Genomic DNA, 24635 nt, shown 5'->3' with positions numbered 1-24635 from the left:
ACAAATGACAAATGACAAATAACAAAACTCCAAAATGGTTTAAGTTTTTCGCTATCGCCATGTTGGTGGTAGGTATATTTTTTCACTTGTTTAATCTTCATAACAAAGTTTACTGGCATGATGAAGTCTATACATCCATAAGGGCTGCAGGCTTCACTCGTGACGAAATTGACAAAGAACTTTTTCAAAATCGCATAATTCCCGCTACAGAGTTACAGAAGTATCAACGCCCTAAATTAGGAAGTACTGCAGAAGACACAATTAAATCTCTAGCTCTTGAAGACCCCCAGCATCCACCTTTATACTTTCTGATAGCCCGGTTTTGGATGCAAACTTTTGGTAGTTCCTTAACAGCTTCACGTGTTCTACCCTTACTGTTTAGCTTGATGGGATTGCCTTTAATGTATGCTTTGGGGCTAGAGCTTTTTGCTTCACCAATTGTAGCAATACTGGCAACAGTACTGTTGGCTCTATCTCCTTTTGATATATTGTTTGCTCAGACAGCAAGACAATACAGTTTGTTAACAACTCTTGTCATTGGTAGTAGTTTTACCCTCCTACAAGCTTTGCGCTTACCCACACTAAGAAATTGGAGTCTGTACGCTTTATCTAGTGCTTTGGGTTTTTACACCCATCCCTTTTTTGGTTTAACAACTATTGCTCATACGGTTTATGTATTGCTGTTAAAAGTATCGTTCCAGAAAATACAAGCTGAGAGGAAGTTCTACCGTATAGACTATAAAAGTATTAAGCAATTTTTCCTTGCGATCGCCAGTTCTCTGGTATTATTTAGCCCTTGGATAGTCGTGTTGGTTACTAATTACGAACGTGCGGCTGCTACAACAAGTTGGACTAAATCTAAAGAAGAGTTTCTCTACCTAATTAAACTCTGGATTCTTAGCTTTAGTTCGTTGTTGCTAGACTTAGATTTTGGATTTAATAATATCTGGACTTACGTTTCTAGAACGCTCGTTATTGCAGTCATTGGCTTAGGGATTTATCAAGTTTGCCATCGCACTTCTAAAGCAACTTGGTTATTTATCATCACTACCATCTTCGTGCCTTTCCTACTGTTGGCGGTGCCAGATTTCCTATTAGGAGGAAAACGTTCTGCTGTTAGCCGCTACCTCATTTCTTGCTATCCTGGGATACAACTAGCGGTTGCATACCTCCTAGGGACTCATATTATACAAGGGCGTAAACTGTGGCAGGGTATTATGGTACTTCTAAGTGCAGGCGCGATCGCATCCTGTACGGTGAGTGGTTTTTCTGAGACGTGGTGGAACAAAGATTTAAGCTATCATAACGCTGAAGTTGCACGATACATTAACTCTTCACCTTCTCCAAAAGTCATTAGCGAGATTGGCGATGATTTCACAAATACAGGTGAATTAATTTCCTTAAGCTACTTATTGCAAGATAATGTTTCACTGGTGCTGTTGAGCCAACCCCCGCAACTAGAAAACGTCACATCTCTACTGTTGGGCAACACAGAGCCTTTTTTATTCCGACCTTCCGGTCAATTTATCAAAAAGCTGAGGTCAGAGCAAGGTCAGTTAGTAGAAGCCTTGAAACCAGGAAGACTGTGGCAACTTAAGAAACAGTGAGCAGTAACCAGTGAGCAGTGAGCGGGGATTAACATATGCACCCTCCCGCTCATTTGGTCAAAATTGATGGGTACATATGGAAAAACCGCTCTTATGATACCTGAGAAAAATTAGGTACCCCGGAACCTGTTTCATTTGTAGTCACATTCACTGGACTGGATGCAGTAGAATTGCTTTTCTTGGCAAGAATGACAGACACTAGCTTCGGAAAAACAAGGCAAGCTACTGTATTGATAAGTGTCAGAAGTAAACCGTCCATTAAGTTCATAGGGAATGCTCCTTGTTACTAACGGGGTACAAAGTACTATTGTGAAGCAAAATTTCTCCGATTGCTTAAAAAAAGATTTTATATTTCTTCTTACTTACATAAAGTAAATTTAATATAGAAGTTTCTTACTCTTACTATAGGCAGAATGAGTGAGTTGAGATTCCCGACTTCATGAAGAAGTCGGGAATCTCACCTTTGGGTTCTATAGCAATCCTAAATAATACATAAAAAATTTTAAGTGTAGGGTAGGCAATGCTCACCACACATAACTTTTATGCGGCATCACCCTACCTACGGGTATTTAACTAATCAAATAGCATTGCTAAATTTACAATACTTAAAAATAACAATAAGTAATGTAAATACACACACTTTCTAAAGCTGCATTTTGACCAAAAGTAAAGTGGTACAAGCGTCAAAATTCATTTATAGAAAAAACAAGAAATCGCTTCATTATTCAAATCCCTACCTTTAAATATAGAGATTTACTGGTCACCGCTCGCTGGTCACCGGTCACTGTATATGCTTTAGTTAAGTACAATAGATTTTTTATAGGTGATGTGCTATGTCAAAAAAATACGATAACTCTTCTTACCTATCTAACATTACAGAGCGAGAGCGTCAGGCATTAGATTACATCGTTAATTATTCCAACATAGAGTCAATACCAGAAATTTGGCCTTTGGCAGCAAAGCAATTTGGTAACACTGTTGCTCTCCATAACCCCCACTCTCAACCAGAAGAAGTTATTACTTATACTCAACTATCACAACAAATTCAACAATTTGCTGCTGGTTTGCAAGCATTGGGTGTGAAAGAAGGCGATCGCATCTCATTGATTGCAGACAATTGTCCTCGCTGGTTAATTGCAGATCAAGGCATTATGACTGCTGGGGCTGTGAATGCAGTGCGTAGTTCGCAAGCAGAACGGGAAGAACTTTTATACATAATAGCGAATAGTGGCAGCACGGCGTTGGTAGTTGAAGATCTAAAGACACTCAATAAGCTGCAAGAGCGTCTTTTAGAGTTACCAATTCAACTGATTGTTTTGTTAACAGAGGAATCCCCACCAGCAAACACGAGTTTGAAAATCTTGAACTTTTCCCAAGTGATGGAAACTGGGGCGAACCACACTCTGACACCTACAAAGCAAACGAGGGGGACTCTAGCGACTTTAATTTATACCTCTGGAACTACAGGTAAGCCCAAAGGGGTGATGCTGACGCATGGTAATTTACTACATCAAGTTTTAGTGTTAAGGTCAGTGGTGCAACCACAGCCGGGAGACACTGTACTGAGCATTTTACCCACTTGGCACAGTTACGAACGCAGTGGTGAGTACTTTTTACTTTCTCAGGGTGCTACCCAAGTTTACACGAACCGCCGATCTATCAAACGGGATTTACAAAAATTTCAACCCCAATATATGATAGGCGTGCCTCGGTTGTGGGAATCCATTTATGAAGGAGCGCAAAAACAGTTTCGCGAACAACCAGAGAACAAGCAACGTCTGATTAACTTCTTTTTTGGAATTAGCGAAAAATTTATTAAAGCACGGCGAATTGCTCAAGGGTTAGATTTGGAAAACTTGAAACCCTCAATATTTGAGCAATTAGCAGCTAGCGCACAAGCATCAGCCTTGTTTCCCCTTCATGCTTTGGGAGAACGAATCGTTTATTCCAAGGTACGGGAAGCAACAGGGGGTAAAATCAAGCAGATGATTAGTGGTGGCGGTGCGCTACCCAAGCATATCGATGACTTTTTTGAGATGATTGGTGTGGAAATTTTGGTAGGTTACGGTTTAACAGAAACAGCCCCCGTAACTCATGCGCGGCGTCCTTGGCGGAATTTACGCGGTTCTGCAGGGCAAGCCATACCGGGAACAGAAACAAAAATAGTAGATCCAGAAACTCGCAGGTCATTACCTACAGGGGAAAAAGGATTGGTGTTGCTGCGGGGACCGCAAGTGATGGAAGGTTACTATCAAAATCCGGAAGCTACAGCCAAAGCAATTGATGCCGAAGGTTGGTTTGATAGTGGGGACTTGGGTTGGGTGACACCACAAAATGATTTGGTACTAACCGGACGAGCCAAAGATACTATTGTATTAACAAATGGCGAAAATATCGAGCCGCTACCAATAGAAGATGTTTGTTTGCGATCGCCCTACATAGATCAGATTATGCTTGTAGGACAAGACCAACGCAGTCTCGGTGCTTTGATTGTTCCCAATCTAGAAGCCTTGCAGAAGTGGGCAATTTCTCAGAATCTCCATTTACGTCTACCGGAAGAACTCACCGAAGAAACCCTCAGTAATACAGTGGCTACTGAAGTAGATCTAGAGAGTAAAATGATTCAGGATTTATTTCGGCAAGAATTGAATCGGGAAGTGCAAAACCGTCCTGGCTACCGAGCTGATGACCGTATTGGTCCATTCAAGCTGATTCTAGAACCGTTTTCTATCGAAAATGGCATGATGACGCAAACACTAAAAACGAAACGACACGTCGTGATGGAACACTATCGCGATATTATTAACGGGATGTTTGCCTGATAATTCCCAGTAAAAATGACAAGAGTGAACGTGAAACATTTATGGATGTCTCCAAACCTCAATTGCTTCTAAAACGCGTTGTTAACGTAAAAGCCATCGTGACCTCCCTTTGGAAAGACGAAGTTCAGCAGCAACTGCAAACCCAAATCAATCAAATTGACCAGCAGTTGCAGCAGTTGGACGTTCAAGGACAAAGAGCGGTTGCCGAAATTCAAAAGCAGAGTCTACAACCTCCCGGTCCTCAGACACTGCAACAAATCGATAATATTCAGGGTCAGGTCAACCAAAAGAAGAGCGAACTTTTAGAACAGAAGAACCAAAGTTTGCAAAACCTCCAACAAGTCCAGTTTTTAGAATTGGATCAGGAAGTCAACCAATTCCAAATGGAAGGTTTTTTCCGCGTGGAACCAGGGGATAACTTGATTAGCAAATTGCAAGTCGAAATCGTGTTACGTGACGGCATTGTCGAAGAAATTCGCGGTGATATTTGATTGCTAATTGCTAATTGCTAATTGCTAATTGCTAATTGTTAATTGTTTTTTCCATTAGCCATTAGCCATTAGCCATTAGCCTTGACAGCCCTTTTGAGAATTTTTAGCAAAACATTCTTGGGAACCAGCCCAAATAATTTGCCACATCTGAGGTGAACTGACGAAAAGCGATCGCCCAAAGGTAGTCAGTTCAACTCGGTATCTGGCAGTTTTGGCTGAGTGTTTGTCCTGCTTGGTTTGTGTAATAGTGACTAGCACCCGATTGGGTTGTGGGTAAGATACCTCTATCTTTTTGGGGGCTTTGCGTAATGCGAGGTCTTGCTCGAAAGCGTTGAGGGCAAGATTAGTGGGGTCACTGCCTTTAAGAGACGAGTTGATACTTTCCAAAGGAATTTCTTGATAATGAGCACGTTCGGGGTTCGCGACTATCCCCTCTTGACTCGCCGTCAAAAAATGCTGTGGTTGCCCATTGCTCGTTTTAGAGACTGCGGCTGATGGCTGGCGTTGGGTGATATATATTCCAGTAGCAGCAGTGGCAAAGATACTAAGAACCACAATAAGTAACAATTTGAACTTTGCCGACATAAAATTTAAAGTGAATGAAACTCAAGTTAGTCGTCAATTCTGAATTTTAAATTGATGTGTCACTATTCTTCGTCTAGCTTGTGAGTGGAGATTGGAAGTTTGACCAGTCGTGATGAGAAATACAAATTAATAGACATATTGGGCTTAATATAGTTCCTCACGTCCGAGGTCAAGTTACAATTCGATCTGGCACAAGCTAGTTTAAACTCGCCAAACCTCACCTATGAGCATTCACGAAGTATTCATGCCGGCGCTTAGTTCCACCATGACCGAGGGAAAAATCGTCTCTTGGGTAAAATCACCAGGTGACAAAGTGGAAAAAGGCGAAACAGTGGTGGTTGTCGAGTCAGATAAGGCTGATATGGATGTGGAATCCTTTTACGAAGGGTATCTAGCTCATATCATAGTGCAAGCTGGTGATGCTGCTCCCGTAGGAGCTGCCATTGCCCTGTTAGCAGAAACCGAAGCTGAAATCGAAACTGCCATTGCTCAAGCCCAATCTTCCGGTACTCAAAGCAAAGAAGTCGTAGCTGCTACCACTTCTAGCAAACAACTTGCAGAGGCAACAAGCGTTACAGAAACAACGGAATCTCAAAATGGCAGCCCTTCTCGCCAGAATGGAAGGACTGTGGTATCTCCTCGCGCCCGCAAGCTAGCGAAGGAACTAAAAATTGATTTAAGCGGGATTTCTGGCAGTGGTCCCTACGGTCGCATTGTAGCTGAGGATGTGGAAGCGGCTGCGGGAAGACCGAGCAAGTCACCTGCCACAGTCACCCCTGTTACACTAACTCCATCAGTACCAGCACCGACTCCAGTTGCACCAGCACCAGCAAGACCTGCGCCTGCACCAGCACCAGTTGTTGCAGCAGTTCCCGGTCAGATAACACCTTTGACGACCCTGCAAAAAGCTGTGGTGCGGAATATGGAAGCCAGCCTTTCCGTACCAGTATTCCGTGTTGGTTATACAATAACTACCGATGCCCTGGACAAATTATACAAACAAATTAAGTCTAAAGGCGTAACAATGACAGCCCTGCTAGCAAAAGCCGTGGCTGTAACATTACAAAAACATCCGCTACTGAATGCTAGTTACTCGGAACAGGGCATTGTTTACCATTCCAGCATTAACATCGCTGTAGCAGTGGCAATGGATGATGGAGGATTGATTACACCAGTCTTGCAAAATGCAGATGCAGTTGATATTTATTCTCTGTCGCGCAATTGGAAATCTCTGGTAGATCGTGCTAGAGCAAAACAATTGCAACCAGAAGAGTACAACAGTGGGACTTTTACAGTATCCAACTTGGGGATGTTTGGTGTAGATAAATTCGACGCAATTTTGCCACCCGGACAAGGTTCGATTTTGGCGATCGGCGCATCTCGCCCGCAAGTCGTTGCCACAACCGATGGTTTGTTTGGTATTAAACAACAAATGCAGGTGAATATTACTTGCGACCATCGGATTATCTACGGTGCTCACGCTGCAGCATTCTTGCAAGAATTGGCACAGTTAATTGAGACCAAAGCTGATTCTTTAGTGCTGTAAAGACTCTCTCATCTCTCGACCTCTCATTCCCAGGCTCTGCCTGGGAATGAAGTCTGAGAGGCTCTGCCTCGCGTGGCAGATTAATACAGGAGGCTCTGCTTCCCGACCTATTTCAAAGCTTCCCACGAGGTTTTTATGAAAAGTTGTTTCAGGTGGTTGAGTGTATTTGCTGTTGTTCTGAGTCCCGTATATTTGCCGCTCAAAACCGTAGCTATTATTAATCAGAAGTTGCAGCCTCAGTCTCAGCTTACTGAGTTTAGGGCGATCGCACAAGCAGACTCAAACAAGTTTGATTTAATCATAACCTTCTTTAGATTTCACCTAAAAAAATCTTTATTAATATATTAATTTCAATCACGAATCAAAACAGGGAAATAGTAGTGCGATCGCATAGCTTTAGTTACCTGTTTAGGGAATAATCTTTTGTCTTGATTAGTACTTTACTGACAGATGAGAAATATTTTGTTCCGTTTGAAAGTACTTTTTATGTAGTTTTTTTACTGCGTTAAAATTTTCAAACTCTAAACTTTCCCACCAAAATCACCTCAATCAAATCCGCATCAGCATCAAAGCGGTAAACAATACGATCCACCTAACTTACAAACTACTCCAAATTAGCTAACAAATCCGAAATATCCTCATAATCATAGGGAGGACGCTTTCTAATCCCTAAAACAGCTACCTGTTGAAATTCTTCGTCGATTGCATAAATAACTCGCCACCCACCAAGACGAATCCGCCTAATTTCCCAATCAATATCTACTCCTTCTAAATTTAATTCAATACTATTATGGGGACGCGGTGCTTGTGCCAACGACTCTATCAAATTCTTCATTCTTTGACGAACATTTCCTGGTAGTACCTTACGTTCATCATAAACAGCTGCCAGTAACCTAATACTATACATCCGCCAGCCTCAATCCTCATCCCATTGTTCCTTAACAGCATCCCAATCAATCCACTCTCGACTCTCCGAACCAGAGCGCAATTCTTTCAACTTTGGGATAGCGGCTTTAACTATTGCTGCATCTTCTTGGTTTTCCACCCAATCCAGCAAAATTTCCCAGGCTGCCATACTTAACTGAACAGCCACCCGTTGACCGTTTGCATCTACAAGAAAATTAGCAGATTTTAGGGCTTTAAAAACATCTGTCATCGGTTGAGACGTAAAAGATTATTTTTTAGTATTTGTGTTCTATTATAAGGTACAGTTCGCGTGACTGACTCCCCAACTTGATTGATTACTTTGAGGGTAATGGGTGTACTACCAGGGTTAGGGCTTAACTTAAATTACGAATTTCCCAGTTAAGGCGAATTCCATAACCCTGTCCTGCTTGGTATGATTTTTCTGTAGTAACAAACTCAGTAATTTTCGGTTTTAAACTGGGTTTAACAATACCTATGGACAACAACTCATCATACTTCATTTTGAAAACTCTTTTTTAGATTGTAGCATCTACAGGAGCGGCAAAAGTTCTCTAGTCGTCATAAACTCTCTTCCCATCACCTGGTAGTATCAGCAGGGACTTAGGATTAATAAGTTCTCCAACAGTCACTTCCACTTCTCCATCCCAAATCTCTACTGAAAGCACCTTGTTATTAGAACCTTCATAGTCGAAATATTTACAACGGGAAGCAACAGGTTTTTTAATTGTACCTTTGCGAGTCATTCTAGCTGTGCCAGAGTCAACACATCGAAAAGTTTCGCCTGCAAAGTTTAACTGCTTTGGTGGTTCATCGCTGATATCTAATTGATTTGTAGATTCTAACAATGCAACCTCTACGCGATCGTCTTCCTCTACAGACAACCAATTAATGCGATCGCCATCCTGTAACATATACTCAGACCAAGTAAATTCACCAACAGTGTAAGTTAAGTGACCTTCCACAACCCAATCAATACCCATATGTTGCACAATATCGCCAATTTGTAAATTAAAAACCGTGCGATGTAGCGATGGTAGTTCCTTACGGTTACTACCAGTCAACAGTTTTCCTTGTTGTTGAAGTACGAACAAAACAACACCAACAATTCCAGCAAAAATAATTCCAAGCCAAATTAATGTCATAATAAACCTCTTTAAATTGCTAATAGCTAATAGCTAATTGCTAATTGCTAATTGTCAATAGCCATGAGCCATGAGCCATGAGCCATGAGCCATTAGCCATGAGCCATTATTAATACGAAACCCAACGAGAATCCAATTGGTAACGAACAATTACGGGATCGGATAAGCGGTTAACCTTAGTATTTCCGAGCAGCACATCTTTAGGTAGTTCAAATAAATGGTGCAGAATTTTTGGAGTGAGAAAGCGTGTTGGTACGGGAAGCTCAAGCCGATCTGGCTCAAGTACAGCCCGTGAAGCCATCACAAAACCCCAAGGACCAAAACTAGGAACATCTACTACGTAAGGATGTACTGCTAGCCCGGTTTGGGCAAGAGTTTCAGCAATACAACTCAGAACTTTGGGAGCAAAAAATGGGCTAGATGCTTGGGTAACTAACACACCACTGTCTGCTAGTCGTCCCATCAAACGCCGGTAAAAACCATCTGAGTACAGTTTGGCAAGGATTTCTTGATCTGGATCGGGAAAGTCCGCAATGATAACATCAAAGGAGTCTTTCAGGGCTGGGGCTGTCGTAAAAGCATCGGCGTTAATGACTTCAACGCGAGGATCGGTTAAAGCTTTGTTATTAACTTTTACGAGTTGCGGGTGACGACTCGCTAATTTCACAACAGCTGGATCGAGTTCAATCAGTACGACTTTCTCAACTTCACGCCACTTTAACACTTCCCGCACTGCCATACCATCACCAGCCCCTAATACGAGTACTCGTTTTCTGTTAGGAGTTGCACTCATTGCTGGATGCACGAGCGCTTCGTGATAGCGATATTCATCGAGTGTAGAAAATTGTAGATCGCCGTTAAGAAACAACCGCACGTCTTGCCCTTGTCTTGTCAGGACAATACGTTGATAGGGTGTTTGAATACGCTTAATAACAGGTGCTTTATATAAGTTATTTTCTAAATTATTGCTAATAGGTACGGAAATTGGTGCTAAGGTACAGAGCAGCACACCTACCATTAATCCCAAGTAAGCCCAGCGTCGCAGTTGGGGAAAAGATCGTCCAATCGCGAAGACCATAAAAGCGGGAAATGCACCCAGTACAAACGCTGTGGGAAACATTCCCAGCCAAGGTAACAGCAGTACTGGAAAAAGGAGCGAACCAATTAGTGCGCCCAGATAGTCTAGTGCTAAAACTCCTGCTAGGGCTTCTCGCACTCCTTCTGATACTTCTACAAGTCGTGTTAGGAGTGGGACTTCTAAACCTGCTAGCAATCCCAACAAAATAGTCACGAGAACTAATCCCAACCATATGGAACCATCAAGCACAAATAGGGCAAATAACCCTAAAGGTAACAGGGCTGTGAGTGGTGCGATCGCTAATTCTACTTGTACGAAAGCAAGTAGTAACTGATTTTGAAGAAAGCGCCCTTCCGTTTTCGCTGCAATAAATCGGCTGAGGTAAGAACCAGCACCCATTGCTGCTAAAAAGCCCCCCACAGCAATACCGTAGGATAGTGCTTGGTTACCGACTAGGTAACTTGCAAGAGTTCCCAGTAAAAGTTCTACAGCTAATCCGCAAGCAGAAGAGATTGCTGCTGCTGCTAGCAAGAGTTTGCGTTGCTTGTCGTTTAAAAAATTCCCTTTAATTTGAGTATTTTCCGCATCTAGTGAATCTGGAGATGTTGCTATTTCTTGTTCCATGTATTGTTAACCATTGATTGTTGAATCTTCAGCGTGTAATTATTTTTACTTTCCACTACCAGGACCTCCACCTTGAAAGTCACCGTAGTAACTTCGGGTTGTAGAGGTATATATCCAAACTCCATGGCTGTTGTAGGAACCCGATAATTGAGTTTCATATCGGGGCGCATAGTTTTCTTGTTTTTCTTCTCGCAGTACAAAAGCTGACTTTTGACTGTAGCTATCAATTATGGATGTAAGGGCGAGTAAAACTGCTATTCCGGCAAAAATTTTTGCAAACATATGTGTGATTTTGGATTTTGGATTTTGGATTTTGGATTGGGCATTGGGGCATGAGTGATTCTTCCTTGTCCCCTGGTTACTGGTCACTGTATTAATATCGCTTCTACCGGTTTTAAGGTACGAACACCGTCTCGAACAATCAGTGATGTCCGATCTACTGGTTCATCTGGTAGAACTTCTACGTGAAAACCGTAAGAAGCATGCTGTTCGAGTATGAAAAATTTCTCCAACTTTCCTGTTACCTTTGTAATTTTTCCTTTCTCTTTTGTAAAGGAGAGTTTTACGGGAAAAGAACCAGCATAAACTTGTTCGCCATAAGCATCATTAATGGATAGATAAACTTCTAATTCGTTGGGAGATGTGTCGTCAGATTGGATATCTACATTAACGCGCACGAGGCGATTGGCACCACCAACTGTTTCGCGCCCATTTGGATCGCTATCGTTAATTTTTGCGGAAATTGCTTTTTTACCAATGCGGCGTGTAGCGAACAATGCCATGATAGAGAAAAAAGTAGACCAAAATACACCTCCCCATAGAGGGCGCGTATCAATCACTCCGTTTTCTACAGTCATCGTAAAAGGTACGGCTTCAGCAAGTTCTTTGCCACTGGTTTCTCCATAGCCCAATACTGCTAAGGCAAGGGTGACTTCCTCGTTTTTCTTTGCTCGAACGTCTAGACCAGCTGTCAAATCTTCTTCAGACCAAGTTCCTGTTTCTCCTTCTTCAGACCAAAAGCCTGATTCCTTCCAAGCTTCTTTAATTCCGGATGCTAAAACCTTACCTTGTTTGTCTAAAAGCTGAATTTCGTAAGTTACCCATCTGTTATCGGGTACGATCGCATTGACATCAACTCGCAATGCACCTATTAGCTGGGGTGTCAATTGTAATGATTTGATTTTAAAAGGCTCCTCTTCTTTAACTTGCACATTCTTGTTCACAAGAGTTTGCTTAAAAAATGGAGCAGTCATCAACGATAAAAATACGAGTGCAGAAGCACCTAGAGCAACGTAAGGCCACCAATGAATAAAGCGCCCTGTACGTTGAGTATTAACAGTCACTGGCATAAGTGTTTTTGGAGTAACTTTTACAACTGGATGATTGCTATTAAACCTCACTGGAATATTTGACAAGGAGATAGATACCGATTTTCAATAAAATGCAATATATCTATAGGTATAAGATTGAGAATTATTTTGGTTAAGTTTTACCCCACCCTAACCCTCCCCTTGTAAAGGGGAGGGAACAAGAGATCCATTTCCCCCCTTTATAAGGGGAACAGGATATCCATTTCCCCCTTTATAAGGGAAACAGGATATCATTTCCCCCTTTATAAGGGGGATTAAGGGGGTAAATATTGTTAGTATTCCATCTTTCTAGTTCAAATCCCCTCCGTCATCAAATTGATGAAACTAAATCCTAAGATGGAAAAGCAAGACGCTTCTTTAGGAAGAAGTTGTGACCGAGCAAAGGCTTTTATTGTATATGGATATTTTTCCAAATTAAAAAAAGATATACAGTAAAAATGCCTATCAAAGAGTTTTTAAACAAAATTTCTAACACAATCTGGGAAATTCCAGTTTCCTATAAAGAAGGGATGCGAGTTCCTGCTCGAATATACGCAACAGAAAAGCTAATTCAGGACTTGGATGAAGCCGTTTACGACCAGGTTACTAATGTAGCAACACTTCCTGGGGTAACTAAATATGCCTTATGTATGCCTGACGGACATTTTGGCTATGGTTTTCCCATTGGTGGCGTGGCGGCGATGGATATAGAGGAAGGGGGTGTAATTTCTCCTGGCGGTATCGGTTTTGATATCAATTGCGGGATGCGCTTGATGGTCACAAACCTGACCTACGATGAAGTGAAATACGATATCAAAAAGCTGGTAGATAAGCTTTATCAAAAGGTTCCCGCCGGAGTGGGAAGCACTGGCTTTGTCAAACTCTCACGCAATGAATTTCGTGAAGTTGTTGAGCAAGGCGCACAGTGGTGCGTTCGCAATGGTTACGGGTGCGAAGAAGACTTAGAACTGATGGAAGAGCAAGGATGTTTGAAAGGTGCTGATTCTTCCAAAATCAGTGAAAAAGCAATTGACCGAGGTTTTAATCAAATTGGCACTTTGGGTTCTGGCAACCATTATTTAGAGATTCAAGTAGCTCGACCAGAACACATTTTTGATAAGGAGTTAGCTGCACGTATGGGAATTACGATTCCCAATCAAGTGGTCGTGATGTTCCATTGTGGCAGTCGCGGATTTGGTCATCAAGTTGCTACTGACTACCTGCAGGTTTTTCTGAAAGTGATGGAGAGCAAGTACGGTATAAAAATTTTAGACAGAGAATTAGCCTGTGCGCCTTTTCATTCTCCTGAAGGTCAAGCTTATTTTTCCGCAATGAAATGCGGGATTAATATGTCTTTTGCTAACCGTCAAGTCATCCTGCACCGCATTCGAGAGGTATTTTCGGAAGTTCTTGGTAACTCGCCAGAAGAAATGGGCATGCACATGGTTTATGATGTTGCCCACAATACTGCTAAATTAGAGCGCCATATAGTTGATGGGAAAGAGCGATCGCTCCTCGTACATCGTAAAGGAGCCACTCGTGCTTTTGGTCCCGGTATGCAAGATGTTCCCGAAAAGTATAAAGATATCGGTCAGCCAGTCATTATTGGTGGCAGCATGGAAACTGGCTCTTATCTATTAGTAGGAGTACCCAGTGGCGACCAAACTTTCTTCAGTACTGCTCATGGAAGCGGACGCACAATGAGTCGGGCAAAAGCCAGAAAAACTTATCGTGGAGAACAACTGCAAAAAGATATGCAAAAGCGAGGTATTTATGTTAGAAGTACCTCTCACTCAGGGCTAGCGGAAGAAGCAGGTGCAGCTTACAAAGATATTGACGATGTGATTGAAGCGGCTTCGTTAGCTGGGATTAGCAAACGGGTGGTACGTTTAACTCCCATTGGGAATATTAAAGGATAATTGGTATTAAAATTCACTGTATAAATCAAAGCATAGCCATCTTTTGGATTTTGTACACGACTAGAAATTTGCCCAGACAAAGATTGAAAAGTACGTTCTGGGATACCAGGTGCTTGTTCTGCCCAAACGGCAACATAAACACTTTTACCCCCTGTAACTTGGTCAGAATCTCCTTTTTCTGCAATAGGGTAATTTTGGTTACTAGTAAACTGAAATACTGCCAAATCAACACCTGGTAATTGTTTCACTTGGCTGCATCAATACGAACTGTTATCTGTTGAGCAATGGGATAAACTTCTGCGGCTGTCAATGCTGAGGCTACTATGGGCTGCACAACTACAATTGCAGTGGCAAGTAATACTACTGGAAGTCTTTCACTAAACCTCATAATTTACCCTTAACATAATTTTGCAAAGCCTCTTTCCTAATAAATATAGCCATACTAGAGCGAGTGATTAAATCCTGCAAGTGTCGTTCGGGCTGGGAACTATTTTGATAAACTTCAGGAGTATCCCAAACAGGATCTTTGTGCAACCCATTAATACCCACCACTTCCCCTTCATAATTCAGTAGTGGTGAACCACTCATGCCTTTACAAACATAGCTATGCGGCTTCACTCTTAAGATAGAAGCATAGCTATGTTTGCAACTGATGTACTTAAATAATAAAGCAGCTATTGTCACTCAAAAATTTGAGCGCACAAAATATGCAAATCCGCACACCGCTTACAGTTATTACGGGACCTCTTGGAAGTGGGAAAACCACTCTGTTACGTCATATTCTCGAAACTGTGCCTAAAAAAATTGCGATTCTCATGAATGAGTTTGGAGAAATAGCTATTGATACCAAAATCATTCAAGGCAAAAATGTTCAAATCGCCGACTTGGGTGGCGGTTGTGTATGCTGTTCCTTGGTAGGTGAGTTTGAAGCTGCTGTGGATGAAATCATTAATTCTGTTGACCCCGAACATATTATAGTAGAAACAACAGGAGTTGCAGAACCGGATGCACTGGTTTTTGATATTCAAGAGAGTTTACCAAAAGTACGCTTGGATGGAGTTGTCACTGTTATTGATGCCGATTCATTGGTAAAATATCCTTCTGTCGGTCACACAACCCGGATGCAAATAGAGGCTGGAGATATTATTCTTCTTAACAAGATTGATTTGATTTCAGAAAAAGAGTTAGAGGTTGTAGAGGACAAGTTACATGCCATCAATGAAACTGCCTCGATTTTGCGGAGTCATCGGGGAAAGGTAGATTTAGATTTGCTTTTTGGTATTGGTCGCGAGCGCGTACAAGCACCACCACATCACATTCATCAACCAGAATTTGAATCGTTTAGTTACAACACTCCCGCTACTATCAATCGTCCATGTTTTGAAGAATTTGCCAATAGTTTGGAAACAAATGTTTACAGAGCCAAAGGATTTGTGCGTTTTTCAGACAGGATTTATTTATTTAATTTTGTAGCAGGGCGATGGGATTTAGAAGCATTTGAACAAGAAGCAACAGAGTTAGTTTTTATTGGTAAAGAGGTGAAGGCAAGAAAATTAGAAATTATCGATCGCTTGAAAATGTGCGAGCAGTAGATATATACGCAATTAGAGTTTAGATAAAAAGATACTAAATATTTTTTAACAATCATTTGTCACAAGTTAAGAATACGAAATTTCTGTAAATACGTTTTAGCTGGAGATTATAGTTATCCTATGCCCTATGAATTTCTTGAAGATGTTGCCACTGCTGATATTGCCTTTCGTGCTTGGGGCAAAGATTTAGAAGAATTGTTCCAAATGGCTGGCGATGCGACAATCAATACTATGATTGAAAATTTAGAATCAATAGAACTCAAAGAAACACGAACTTTTCAATTAGAAGATGATGAATTAGATCTTCTATTATTTAATTTTCTTCAAGAATTTGTTTATTACAAAGATAGCGAGCTACTGCTGCTGCGGACACAGCACATTGAATTTGAAGAAAAAGATGGCAAATACCAGTTAACAGCAATAACTCAGGGAGAAACACTAGATCGCGATCGCCACGAACAGCGAGTGGATGTCAAAGCAGTCACATTGCACCGTTTTCAATTAGAAAAAACCAATGATGGCTGGACTGCTATGGTGATTTTGGATATTTAATTGTTTAGGACTTACGCACTGTACAAATTGACCATTATGTGATGCTAATCTTCAAATAAAAACCTTGCAATGTCTGGTGCCCTGGCAGAGCCTTGTAACAAGGAAGAATCATAATTAGCTATTTTTGTCAATGCATAAGTCCTAGCAATTTGAGTTTTGCCAAAATGTTTACCGAGATTCAAATGTATGACAACTGCAACGCCCGTCACAATTGCTATCAAAAATATTCAGTTAAACCCAGGTAGTGCGATCGCCATCCATGATGTAACCTGGGAGCAATTTGAAGCCATTTTGGAGGAACGAGAAGCAGCGGAGATAAAAAATAGAATCGCTTACAGCAAAGGAACTTTAGAAATAATATCACCCCTACTTGCTCATGAAAGACCACATAGAATTATTGGAGATATCGTGAAAATTTTGCTTGATGTCCAACAGCAGGATTGGGAAGAATTTGGCTCAACAACATTTAGAAAAAAAGCAAATGCTACAGGACTTGAACCCGATACCTGTTTTTACATTCAAAATGCTCCTAAAGTCCGCGATCGTATGAGAATCGATGTGACAATCGATCCACCCCCTGACTTGGCAATTGAAGCGGATGTAACTTCTAGTACTACCCTTGATGCCTACGAAGCTTTAGCAGTTCCTGAAGTCTGGATCTATACTGAGGAAAAATTTACGATTAATGTCCTCACAGATGGCAAATATGTAGAATCTACAACTAGCCCTACTTTTCCCGACTTAGCAATTCTTGAGTTAATTCCTAAATTGGTAAAGCAGGCGTTTCAAGAAGGCAGCAGCAAAGTTTTGAGAGAACTTAGAAAGCAGATGAATTCCCAGAGTAGCTAATACCAATTTGAACGCACCCCAACTAATCTTGCGGTATAGTTGGGGTGCGTTCAAGGTGCAAGAGACCGCATATTTAATGATATGTAAAGAACTGTCTATCCACTCTATGTAAAGTGCATGAGAGCGGCGCGGATCGCGATGAACCATACTGCGAGAGTAGCAAATAGGTAGAGGTAGAACCGAAGAATAATGAGATTGAATGTGCAATGGACAATGCTATGCAATACGCGAAACACAACGAAAACCCATGCGGCATTTACATACACTGTATCCACCTGCTTCATAAACTGAGCACTCCAATGCTTCTAGACCTCGATCGGGTACACTCCGAATCAATACTGCAAGGGATCTCGAATTTTTGTAGGTTGGGTAAACCTGTGGAGAAACCCAACAAATGTCTGTAAATGTTGGGTTGAGGAACGAAACCCAACCTACATATTTTCGTATTTTTAGGGGATTTCTCAATCCAAAACCTAAAATCTAAACTTATCAATAAAGAACGGGCAAGATGCCCGTCCCACAAGAGAGATTAGTGATTTCCACTAACTAGAGATATAAAGTTATACCAATTTGAACAAATAATGCAATAGATAGTTGGTTGAAGTTCAGTCTCGGTAAGACTTTCTCAATCCAAAATCTAAAATCTAAAATCCAAAATGGTACTAGCCGACTAATGACTTGACCTTATTGATAATGCCATCGGGGTCAATTCCTTGATGGGGGAACTGTTCCCAAAGACCACCGCAACCCTCATGATGAGTTCCGAGGTGAGCGAACTTTGGAGTAAATCCACGCTCGAGTAACCAAGTTCCAAAACGGATACCCAACCCGTTGCGGCGGCTCATGGATTCTACAACCAGTACAAAAGGTGCTGCACCGATTTTAGCAAGGGTTTCTTCATCTACAACATTGAGTGTGGGTTTGTTGATTAAACCAACATCAATTCCTTGTTGCTTGAGGCGTTCCACTGCATCAAGAGAACGATACAATGCATCGCCATAGCTGACGATATAACCTGCTGTTCCTTCCCGTACAACTTCATCTTTGCCAGGAACAAAGGTGTAACCTTCGCCAAACAACTCTTTGCCATTCGCATCAAGAATGTGGGGAACTTTAGAACGGGTGGAGAAGATAAACCGCAAACCAGGATCGAAGAACACTGCTTCAACACACGCTTTCATTTGAGCCGCATCTGCAGGGAAGTAAAGCCGTGTTTCGTAGCCATCATCCAACCCGTTATCGGCAAACATATTGTTTAAGCCGAAGTGACAGGTGTTATCTGCCATGTCATCGATTCCGGAGTGGGAGAAGTGACACAAAACGTTGGAATAGTTCAACCGCGCCATTGTGATTTCAGAAATACACATTTCTAAAAAGGCGCTGAAGGTACCGAAGATACCTTGCTTTCCTTTCTCCATTCCAAATCCGGCGGCGGCGGAGAAGTTCCCTCTCTCCATAATTCCAGAACTGACGAAGATTTCTGGGTATGCATCGTGAATCTTCTTCAACCCGCAAGAACCTTCTAGGTCGCTATCGATACACAGTACCTTTTCCTTGCGTTCAGCTTCACTCAAGCGGCTGAGGACGGAAACTACTGCTTCGCCAAATACGTTGCGGTTGGAACCCCATTTGTCGCTGACACCGAGGAATGTGTAGCTTTGCTTGGGCTTGGGTATGCTCTTGAGGTAGTTGACAGCTTCAGTTAATCCACGCTTTTCTAAGTATGCGATCGCTTTATCTACAGGTATCACATCATGACCGTGGGTTGAACCTTCGATACCTTCAATTCCCACAGCCATTTTCCGCTTGTTGACTAAAGCAACAGGTCCTGGCTGGGTAACTGCTGCACAAAGGCGGCGGTAGAGCTCGTCTAAGTCTTCGCCATCACCTTCATTGACAGTCAAGCCGTGACCTTCAAGTGTCTTAGCAACACTAAAACCTGGTAAATACTCTGAAGGATGTCCGGCGATAGTCACATCATTATCATCAATGATAAGTTTGACGTTAAGATTTTGAGCAACTGCCAAACGTGCTGCTTCTGCATCATTGCCTTCCTGCTGCGAACCATCAGAACCCAAGCAGACAATAACTTTGTTGGGATTAGCTAATGCTACACCATTAATGTAAGGCCAAACGTGTCCCAATCGTCCAGAGCTAAATTTCACGCCAGGTGTTAAGCCAAGTTCGGGGTGTCCGGGCAATTTTGCATGAGCTTCGCGGTAATGGACAAGGCTTTCAGCATCCAACTCGCCGTGCAAAACAGCCATCAGGTATTGGGTTGCAACGCGGTGTCCTGCTTCATCAAAGAAGATCGGGACAAATTTATCGGGTGCTCCTCGGAAGAATGCATCAAGAATGACTACTTCTGGTACTGTATCGTAAGCACCGCCAGTATGTCCGCCCACACCTTTAGCAGCACCTGTGGCGGTAAAGAAAACAATTGCATCGCGGCAAAGCTGAATGTTAGCTTTGAGTGTTTCTCGTTGCTCGCTGGTCAGGTTAGGATTGCTTGGGTCTAGCGCTATTTTTTTGTAAGCGCTAAGATTAATCGGAAAGCTAGCAGCTACAGCAGTAGTCATGGTTAATATTCCTGAATGTCAGTAACTTACACAAGCAACCGTTATCAATTGCGGTTCGCCGCGAAAGAGAACAGTACGTTTATGGTAGATTTTGGGAAAATTTACTCGCGTTCGCGAAGCGCAAGCTGTACCCAGCTTATCGTGAAGCGCAAGCCGTACCCGGCTTATCGCTTTCAAACAAACCTATTTGAGTGTACCGCGAATACACTCTCGGAATTCGCTCCTCACATTGATATTTTGCAACAGAACGTCAGCTATTGTGAGCAATCTTAAGACTGCTTTAAATAGCATGAAGCACTGCAAAGCTTTTTCTATGGAATGGCAACGATTTATAAATAAGTATAAATGCTTATTTGCATTTTAGGCAAGAGCAATGGCAAAAAAATCTCCAATTTTGTGTTGTTCAACACAGCAATTCCCCACTACTTATGTAGAGAGAATGGTATTTTACCTCAATCTTGCTCTCCATGTATTAATTAAGGTGTGCAATTTTGCGTCTTACTCGTCGTCCGGTGTGGTCAGGTTCTCTTCATTGGTATCGACGACAAAGACGGCTAGCAGGCGTGCTCTTTGAGTATCACTGGCATTTGCGCTGACAACATGACGATCGCCAGGTACTTCGACAAAGTTTTCGCCAGCGTGATACACCTCCTCCGGCTCGTCATTGATTTTGCTACGAATTGCACCCAAGAGCACTGTTGCATAGATGAAAGCCGAGGCTGCATGCGTATGCGCGGGTGTTGAGCCACCTGGCTGATATTCAACCAAGAGGCCTTTCACACTCTTTCCAGGCACATTGGGAAGGACGCGATACGGCTTCAGCCGTTAAGCCTCCGGCTTATCGAAAACCAGTGTTACCTTAGACGTATCATTAGACCGATCGTTGGCTGAAGCTGCGAATACGGGGAGAGTTGCGAATATGGAGAGCGCTGTGAATATGGCGAGAGTCATGAATGCAACTCGCGAGAAAAATTTAGCGGTTGAGCCAGTCCTGGAAACGGGTTGAACCGATGCGGGAGTTGTCTTCTGGAATCAGAGAGCGATCGCTCAACTTTGCTCCAAAGTAACGGGCATCGCTGTCCACGATCGCCTGACGTGCATCCTGGTTTGCATTCAAGAATTGTTGAATGAGTTCGTCGAAACGGAACCGCTCTGGACCACCCAGTTCGACGATGCCGTTTATGGGTACTCCAAGTGTAATATCGACCAGCGCATCTGCAACGTCATCTGTCAGGATGGGCTGGATAAAGGCAGAAGGCACGCGAACCGTTTGCCCATCAGTGGGAAATTGGGCGACGATCGTTTCTACGAACTCGAAGAACTGGGTAGCACGGAGAATCGTGTAGGGGATCTCTGCGGACTGGATTAGCTTTTCCTGGGCGACTTTCGCCCGCATATAGCCACTATCGGGGATGCGATCGACACCAGCGATCGACACGGCAACGTGATGACTCACACCAGCAAGAGCCTCAGCCGCCAGCAGATTCCGGGATGACTGAAGGAAGAACTCCAACACCGCCTTATCTTCAAAAGATGGTGAGCTTGTGGCATCGACGACAACCTTGGCATCCACCAGCACCTTAGACAGTCCCTCACCTGTAACGGCATTGACACCCGATGAAGGGGATGCTGCTACTGCCTCATGTCCGCGCGAGCGAAGACTTTTTACCAGTTTTTTACCGAGCCGCCCACTGCCGCCAACTATAACAATTTTCATATCAAGACTCCTGTAAAACAAGCATTGGTTTAAAGTTGATAATTTAAAGTTAGAGCGGATTTTGGTTTGACTGAAGATCCAATTATTATAAATTTGAATAGTCCAATTTCAGTAGGAAACGGTATGGAGTTTCATCTGACGCTGGCTGAACGTCACGATTTAACCGGGCAAATTTATCGACAGCTTCGGGCAGCCATTTTGGATGGGCGTTTGCGTGCAGGCGAGCAACTACTACCAACTCGCGAACTGGCGACTCGGTTGGGTGTTTCTCGAAATACGGTGATGCAGGCTTATGATTTGCTCATGAGTGATGGATTGCTAGACGGACACGTTGGTGCAGGTACTTTCGTTGCTGATATTGTTTCAAGCGATCGCTACTTTCACAATCTCAAACAATCGGCTATTGAGATCAAACCTTTTTGGCAACAGTTAACAGGTGCTGAATTGTTACCTCCTGCACCAGCAAATTTGATGTATAACTTTTCCATCAGTCTTCCTGATAAACCGAGATTTCCCTTTGACGAGTGGCGGCGCATATTAGCTTTTTGTTCGCGTCGTTTGGCTGAAGCACCTGTAGGATATGGACTGCCAGAAGGAATGAGAGAATTACGGGAAGCGATCGTCAAATACGTGTCCTTCAGCCGTGCAGTCAGGTGTCATCTAGACAACGTAATTGTGACTAATGGCGCACAGCAAGCATTTGATTTAATTGCGCGAGTTCTGATTGAACCACAAACAGTGGTAGCAGTGGAAGATCCGGGCTATCCTCCTATACGTCTTCTTTTCGAGTCCTATGGCGCAAAAGTGGTTGGAGTCCCAGTGGATGCACAAGGATTGCAAGTGGAGTGTCTTCCCAAAAATGCAAAGCTGATATATGTTACTCCTTCGCACCAGAGTATACATATCGGGAGCACTTGTGCTGTACTTATATGCTCAAGCAATTCTTGATCTGCCTACACTTGAGTGACTTTTACTTTCGACGACAGTATTGTGTGAATAACGACAAATAATCTGTTAACCGACAAAAATTATAGGCTTAAGTAAAATTTAGCATAATTTAATTAATACATACGTAAATTTTCTGAAAAAAGATCGAAGACTAATGTATAAACCGAAATGAATAAGATAAATTAATGACACAAAATCTTATAAATACTGAAATCAAAACTTGCTAGTAGGAAAAATCAACACGCTAAAGTTAGGGGAAGCTCAAGGTCACGAAGTGAAATTTGATGTCATTTTTTTTGCAGCGTCTTTCCGGGGCGCTTGTCGCTCGACACGCGCAACGAGTCCCGGCAGTGCTTCATCGGGAACGGAAACAAGTACCACGAGCGCCGCTCTCACGATCAAAACATCCGAAGCTCTACGTGTCTTCCAAGAGCATGAAGAGCTTTCTCGATTTTCGGAAGCTTCGTGTTGTAGTGAGGATCGACGATTCTCCTTGCCTCCTTCTCGTCGATATTCATCCTCCGGGCAAGCTCACTCTTAGTGATTGCCGCCTCGCGAATTGCAATATGAACCGCTGCTTTCATTGCCATCTGTAACGGTAGGTGAACGAGTTTTTCCTCACGCTCAAGCTTCGATGGCACGGGAATATCCTTCTCGTTGGCAATGTACGCCGCAATCGCTTCCTCTAAGCAATCAGCCGCCTCGCTCAAAGCCTCATCAACGGTATCCCCTTGCGTAATCGCTTCAGGGACATCACGAAACGTGACGACGAATCCGCCGTCATCCTTATCAGGCGTGAGGGTAACCGGAAATGAAAACCGCTCCATACTCATATTCTCCCTTACTACAAGTCACCCAACGAAAGACCAAGCTGCTTCAGCATACTGTGAAGAGTTCCCTTTTTGAGTTCATCTTTGAGGTTACGAACAACTGTGAATCGGGAACCGAAGTAAAGTGTGACGTGACTTCCCTTCCCGCATTCCTTGTTGACGGAAACCGTTATCCCGCGACTCTTTCCAAGTTGCTCCACCTTCTTGACAAATTCGCTTCCCTTCATAGAAACAGTGTCGGACGTTTTTGTCCGAATGTCAAGTCCCTGTCTGGCGGGTGGTCAAAAAGACGGAGAGCGCCATATCTTTCCTTGTTATGATTATGTAACCATTATTACATAATCATAATTAAGGAGTTTGGTATGGGAAATCGGCGACCTCTCCTTTGGGGGCGCGGGAGGGGGTAACTACCGAAATATCGTGAGAATTTGTCACCATACCTGTGACTTAAAGGATAAGATTGATGTCGCTGAGTTGGATCGACACAATAAGGGGTTCCTTGAGCGGTGACAAATCAGGCTGCCGGATGTAAACCAGACGCTTGGTGGGCACGATAATTCCCGATACCTCTGTATGATGGGAAAGATAATGCACAGCAGGTGTGCCCTTGCTAATTTCCACATCGTAATCGTGGCGTCGGATTAACCCATCCTTGTCGATGTAAAAGGTCTGCACTTTACTGTGGGTGGCGATGTAGGGCGGAAAAGTAACTTGCAGTCTTCGCCAGTTCTCGCCGTTTTCCTGCCAGGGTTCCATTTCTTCTACTTCATAACCGGGCAAGGTGAAGGTGAACGGGCTGGTTAAATAAGTCCACATCGCATAACCAATAAAATAGGCTAACTGAAGGTTCGTCCACGGGGTTTCCTGGGTGTGATCCTTAAAGGACGCTCGCGGATGCAGTAGTTCTTCGATCGCTGTGCCATCCGTGGCTTCAATTGCCACCCGTTCTGCTTCCATTGAAGTATGTTGATTGGGAGCGCCAAAGGGGGTATGAGATGCCCATTGGCGGTGCAGGTCAACGGTTACATCGATATCATCCAACATTCCAGCTTTGCCTTTGATGTTCCACAGTGCCCCACCATTCACCAAGTGTGCAGAAACTGCTTTAAACTGCTTCCACCGCTCTATGCCGCCGTGCGCGTTGATGGTTAATGCTAATAAGTCATTCATGTTTGTTTTCTTTTATACAGGACAAAAGCTGACAAAGTGTAGCAAAAGGAGCGAAAAGCCTTGAACTTTTGGTTCCATTTCGCCCTTGAGCGATTTTAGTTACTTTTCATTCTGAGCGCTCGTGCTCAATTTAGACCACTCAAGTTCTTTGAGTTAAAACGCGATTTAATTGTTCTGCGCTTGAGGAACGCCGCCCCAACGGTACGGGTGTCTTCAAACAACAACCGAGTCACCAATGCACCTGTCGTCGTCAAATTGGGACGCGGGAGAATGGGCAGGAGGAAGGCAGCAGCAATACTATGCCCTTC

The 24635-nt window shown here is 43.0% G+C and carries 26 protein-coding genes; 9 read left to right on the top strand and 17 right to left on the bottom strand.

Translation table 11 applies throughout. From position 1 onward, the window contains the following. Nucleotides 1-11: 11 nt before the first annotated feature. Nucleotides 12-1607, top strand: a complete 1596-nt coding sequence (locus F7734_RS16590; protein WP_155745730.1) for a glycosyltransferase family 39 protein — start codon at nucleotides 12-14, stop codon at nucleotides 1605-1607. A gap of 91 nt (nucleotides 1608-1698) precedes the next feature. Here the strand turns inward: F7734_RS16590 and F7734_RS60745 are convergent, their stop codons facing one another. Then, on the bottom strand, nucleotides 1699-1875 hold the full coding sequence (locus F7734_RS60745) for a hypothetical protein (RefSeq protein WP_166481947.1): 177 nt from the start codon (nucleotides 1873-1875) through the stop codon (nucleotides 1699-1701). Nucleotides 1876-2440: 565 nt separating this feature from the next. Here F7734_RS60745 and F7734_RS16585 point away from each other — a divergent pair. Together F7734_RS16585 and F7734_RS16580 are read left to right on the top strand one after the other, a co-directional pair. After that, on the top strand, nucleotides 2441-4429 hold the full coding sequence (locus F7734_RS16585) for a long-chain fatty acid--CoA ligase (RefSeq protein WP_155745729.1): 1989 nt from the start codon (nucleotides 2441-2443) through the stop codon (nucleotides 4427-4429). 41 nt (nucleotides 4430-4470) lie between these two features. Next, entirely contained in the window at nucleotides 4471-4920 is a 450-nt protein-coding gene (locus tag F7734_RS16580; protein ID WP_155745728.1) for a YlqD family protein, read from the top strand. A 75-nt stretch (nucleotides 4921-4995) separates the two neighbouring features. Here the strand turns inward: F7734_RS16580 and F7734_RS16575 are convergent, their stop codons facing one another. Next, nucleotides 4996-5505 carry a hypothetical protein gene (locus F7734_RS16575; protein ID WP_155745727.1) on the bottom strand — a complete coding sequence of 170 codons (510 nt, stop codon included), beginning with the start codon at nucleotides 5503-5505 and terminating at the stop codon, nucleotides 4996-4998. A 223-nt stretch (nucleotides 5506-5728) separates the two neighbouring features. On the opposite strand from F7734_RS16575, the gene F7734_RS16570 reads away from it, so the two are divergent. Further along, nucleotides 5729-7051, top strand: coding sequence for a dihydrolipoamide acetyltransferase family protein (locus F7734_RS16570; protein ID WP_155745726.1), 1323 nt, complete (start codon nucleotides 5729-5731; stop codon nucleotides 7049-7051). A 604-nt stretch (nucleotides 7052-7655) separates the two neighbouring features. Here F7734_RS16570 and F7734_RS16565 read toward each other — a convergent pair. From F7734_RS16565 to F7734_RS16535, 7 genes are all read right to left on the bottom strand, one after another. Then, nucleotides 7656-7958 (bottom strand): type II toxin-antitoxin system RelE/ParE family toxin, encoded by a 303-nt coding sequence (locus F7734_RS16565; RefSeq protein WP_155745725.1) that lies wholly within the window; start codon nucleotides 7956-7958, stop codon nucleotides 7656-7658. A 9-nt stretch (nucleotides 7959-7967) separates the two neighbouring features. Beyond that, nucleotides 7968-8207 carry a hypothetical protein gene (locus F7734_RS16560; RefSeq protein WP_155745724.1) on the bottom strand — a complete coding sequence of 80 codons (240 nt, stop codon included), beginning with the start codon at nucleotides 8205-8207 and terminating at the stop codon, nucleotides 7968-7970. 124 nt (nucleotides 8208-8331) lie between these two features. Then, nucleotides 8332-8478 carry a hypothetical protein gene (locus tag F7734_RS16555; RefSeq protein ID WP_155745723.1) on the bottom strand — a complete coding sequence of 49 codons (147 nt, stop codon included), beginning with the start codon at nucleotides 8476-8478 and terminating at the stop codon, nucleotides 8332-8334. 51 nt (nucleotides 8479-8529) lie between these two features. Further along, nucleotides 8530-9120 (bottom strand): DUF4178 domain-containing protein, encoded by a 591-nt coding sequence (locus F7734_RS16550; RefSeq protein WP_155745722.1) that lies wholly within the window; start codon nucleotides 9118-9120, stop codon nucleotides 8530-8532. Between the two features lie 109 nt (nucleotides 9121-9229). Next, complete coding sequence (locus F7734_RS16545) at nucleotides 9230-10822, bottom strand: polyamine aminopropyltransferase (protein ID WP_155745721.1); 1593 nt, start codon at nucleotides 10820-10822, stop codon at nucleotides 9230-9232. Nucleotides 10823-10867: 45 nt separating this feature from the next. Then, entirely contained in the window at nucleotides 10868-11104 is a 237-nt protein-coding gene (locus F7734_RS16540; protein ID WP_155745720.1) for a hypothetical protein, read from the bottom strand. A gap of 83 nt (nucleotides 11105-11187) precedes the next feature. Further along, nucleotides 11188-12171, bottom strand: coding sequence for a hypothetical protein (locus tag F7734_RS16535; protein WP_155745719.1), 984 nt, complete (start codon nucleotides 12169-12171; stop codon nucleotides 11188-11190). A gap of 458 nt (nucleotides 12172-12629) precedes the next feature. On the opposite strand from F7734_RS16535, the gene F7734_RS16530 reads away from it, so the two are divergent. After that, a complete protein-coding gene (locus F7734_RS16530; protein WP_155745718.1) occupies nucleotides 12630-14090 on the top strand; it encodes an RtcB family protein in 1461 nt (486 codons plus the stop codon). A 244-nt stretch (nucleotides 14091-14334) separates the two neighbouring features. On the opposite strand, the gene F7734_RS16525 is transcribed toward F7734_RS16530, so the two are convergent. Together F7734_RS16525 and F7734_RS16520 are read right to left on the bottom strand one after the other, a co-directional pair. Continuing rightward, nucleotides 14335-14478, bottom strand: a complete 144-nt coding sequence (locus F7734_RS16525) for a hypothetical protein (RefSeq protein ID WP_155745717.1) — start codon at nucleotides 14476-14478, stop codon at nucleotides 14335-14337. Next, nucleotides 14475-14678 (bottom strand): hypothetical protein, encoded by a 204-nt coding sequence (locus F7734_RS16520; protein ID WP_155745716.1) that lies wholly within the window; start codon nucleotides 14676-14678, stop codon nucleotides 14475-14477. The genes F7734_RS16525 and F7734_RS16520 overlap by 4 nt, the downstream gene beginning before the upstream one ends. 119 nt (nucleotides 14679-14797) lie before the next feature. Between F7734_RS16520 and F7734_RS16515 the strand changes: the two genes are divergently transcribed. The 3 genes from F7734_RS16515 (at nucleotide 14798) to F7734_RS16505 (ending at nucleotide 17083) form a co-directional block, all read left to right on the top strand. Beyond that, nucleotides 14798-15682: a GTP-binding protein gene (locus F7734_RS16515; RefSeq protein ID WP_155745740.1), complete on the top strand. Its 885-nt coding sequence runs from the start codon at nucleotides 14798-14800 to the stop codon at nucleotides 15680-15682. Nucleotides 15683-15802: 120 nt separating this feature from the next. Continuing rightward, a complete protein-coding gene (locus tag F7734_RS16510) occupies nucleotides 15803-16234 on the top strand; it encodes an archease (RefSeq protein WP_155745715.1) in 432 nt (143 codons plus the stop codon). Between the two features lie 186 nt (nucleotides 16235-16420). Then, nucleotides 16421-17083: a Uma2 family endonuclease gene (locus F7734_RS16505; protein WP_155745714.1), complete on the top strand. Its 663-nt coding sequence runs from the start codon at nucleotides 16421-16423 to the stop codon at nucleotides 17081-17083. A 104-nt stretch (nucleotides 17084-17187) separates the two neighbouring features. Here F7734_RS16505 and F7734_RS16500 read toward each other — a convergent pair whose 3' ends face one another. The 4 genes from F7734_RS16500 to F7734_RS16485 form a co-directional block, all read right to left on the bottom strand. Further along, nucleotides 17188-17367 carry an MAPEG family protein gene (locus tag F7734_RS16500; RefSeq protein WP_243146912.1) on the bottom strand — a complete coding sequence of 60 codons (180 nt, stop codon included), beginning with the start codon at nucleotides 17365-17367 and terminating at the stop codon, nucleotides 17188-17190. 378 nt (nucleotides 17368-17745) lie between these two features. Continuing rightward, nucleotides 17746-19662 carry a transketolase C-terminal domain-containing protein gene (locus tag F7734_RS16495; RefSeq protein ID WP_155745713.1) on the bottom strand — a complete coding sequence of 639 codons (1917 nt, stop codon included), beginning with the start codon at nucleotides 19660-19662 and terminating at the stop codon, nucleotides 17746-17748. A gap of 498 nt (nucleotides 19663-20160) precedes the next feature. After that, on the bottom strand, nucleotides 20161-20442 hold the full coding sequence (locus tag F7734_RS16490; protein WP_347566216.1) for a cupin domain-containing protein: 282 nt from the start codon (nucleotides 20440-20442) through the stop codon (nucleotides 20161-20163). Nucleotides 20443-20635: 193 nt separating this feature from the next. After that, entirely contained in the window at nucleotides 20636-21379 is a 744-nt protein-coding gene (locus F7734_RS16485) for an SDR family oxidoreductase (RefSeq protein WP_155745712.1), read from the bottom strand. A 66-nt stretch (nucleotides 21380-21445) separates the two neighbouring features. Between F7734_RS16485 and F7734_RS16480 the strand changes: the two genes are divergently transcribed. Then, nucleotides 21446-22327 carry a PLP-dependent aminotransferase family protein gene (locus tag F7734_RS16480; protein ID WP_155745711.1) on the top strand — a complete coding sequence of 294 codons (882 nt, stop codon included), beginning with the start codon at nucleotides 21446-21448 and terminating at the stop codon, nucleotides 22325-22327. A gap of 398 nt (nucleotides 22328-22725) precedes the next feature. Here F7734_RS16480 and F7734_RS16475 read toward each other — a convergent pair whose 3' ends face one another. Together F7734_RS16475 and F7734_RS16465 are read right to left on the bottom strand one after the other, a co-directional pair. After that, nucleotides 22726-23154 carry a type II toxin-antitoxin system HicB family antitoxin gene (locus tag F7734_RS16475; RefSeq protein ID WP_155745710.1) on the bottom strand — a complete coding sequence of 143 codons (429 nt, stop codon included), beginning with the start codon at nucleotides 23152-23154 and terminating at the stop codon, nucleotides 22726-22728. 450 nt (nucleotides 23155-23604) lie between these two features. Then, a complete protein-coding gene (locus tag F7734_RS16465) occupies nucleotides 23605-24327 on the bottom strand; it encodes a hypothetical protein (RefSeq protein WP_155745708.1) in 723 nt (240 codons plus the stop codon). Between the last annotated feature and the right edge of the window lie 308 nt (nucleotides 24328-24635).

The organism is Scytonema sp. UIC 10036, assembly GCF_009725235.1.
Note: the sequence above shows the minus strand (reverse complement) of the source record. Positions and strands in the feature narration are given on the sequence as shown.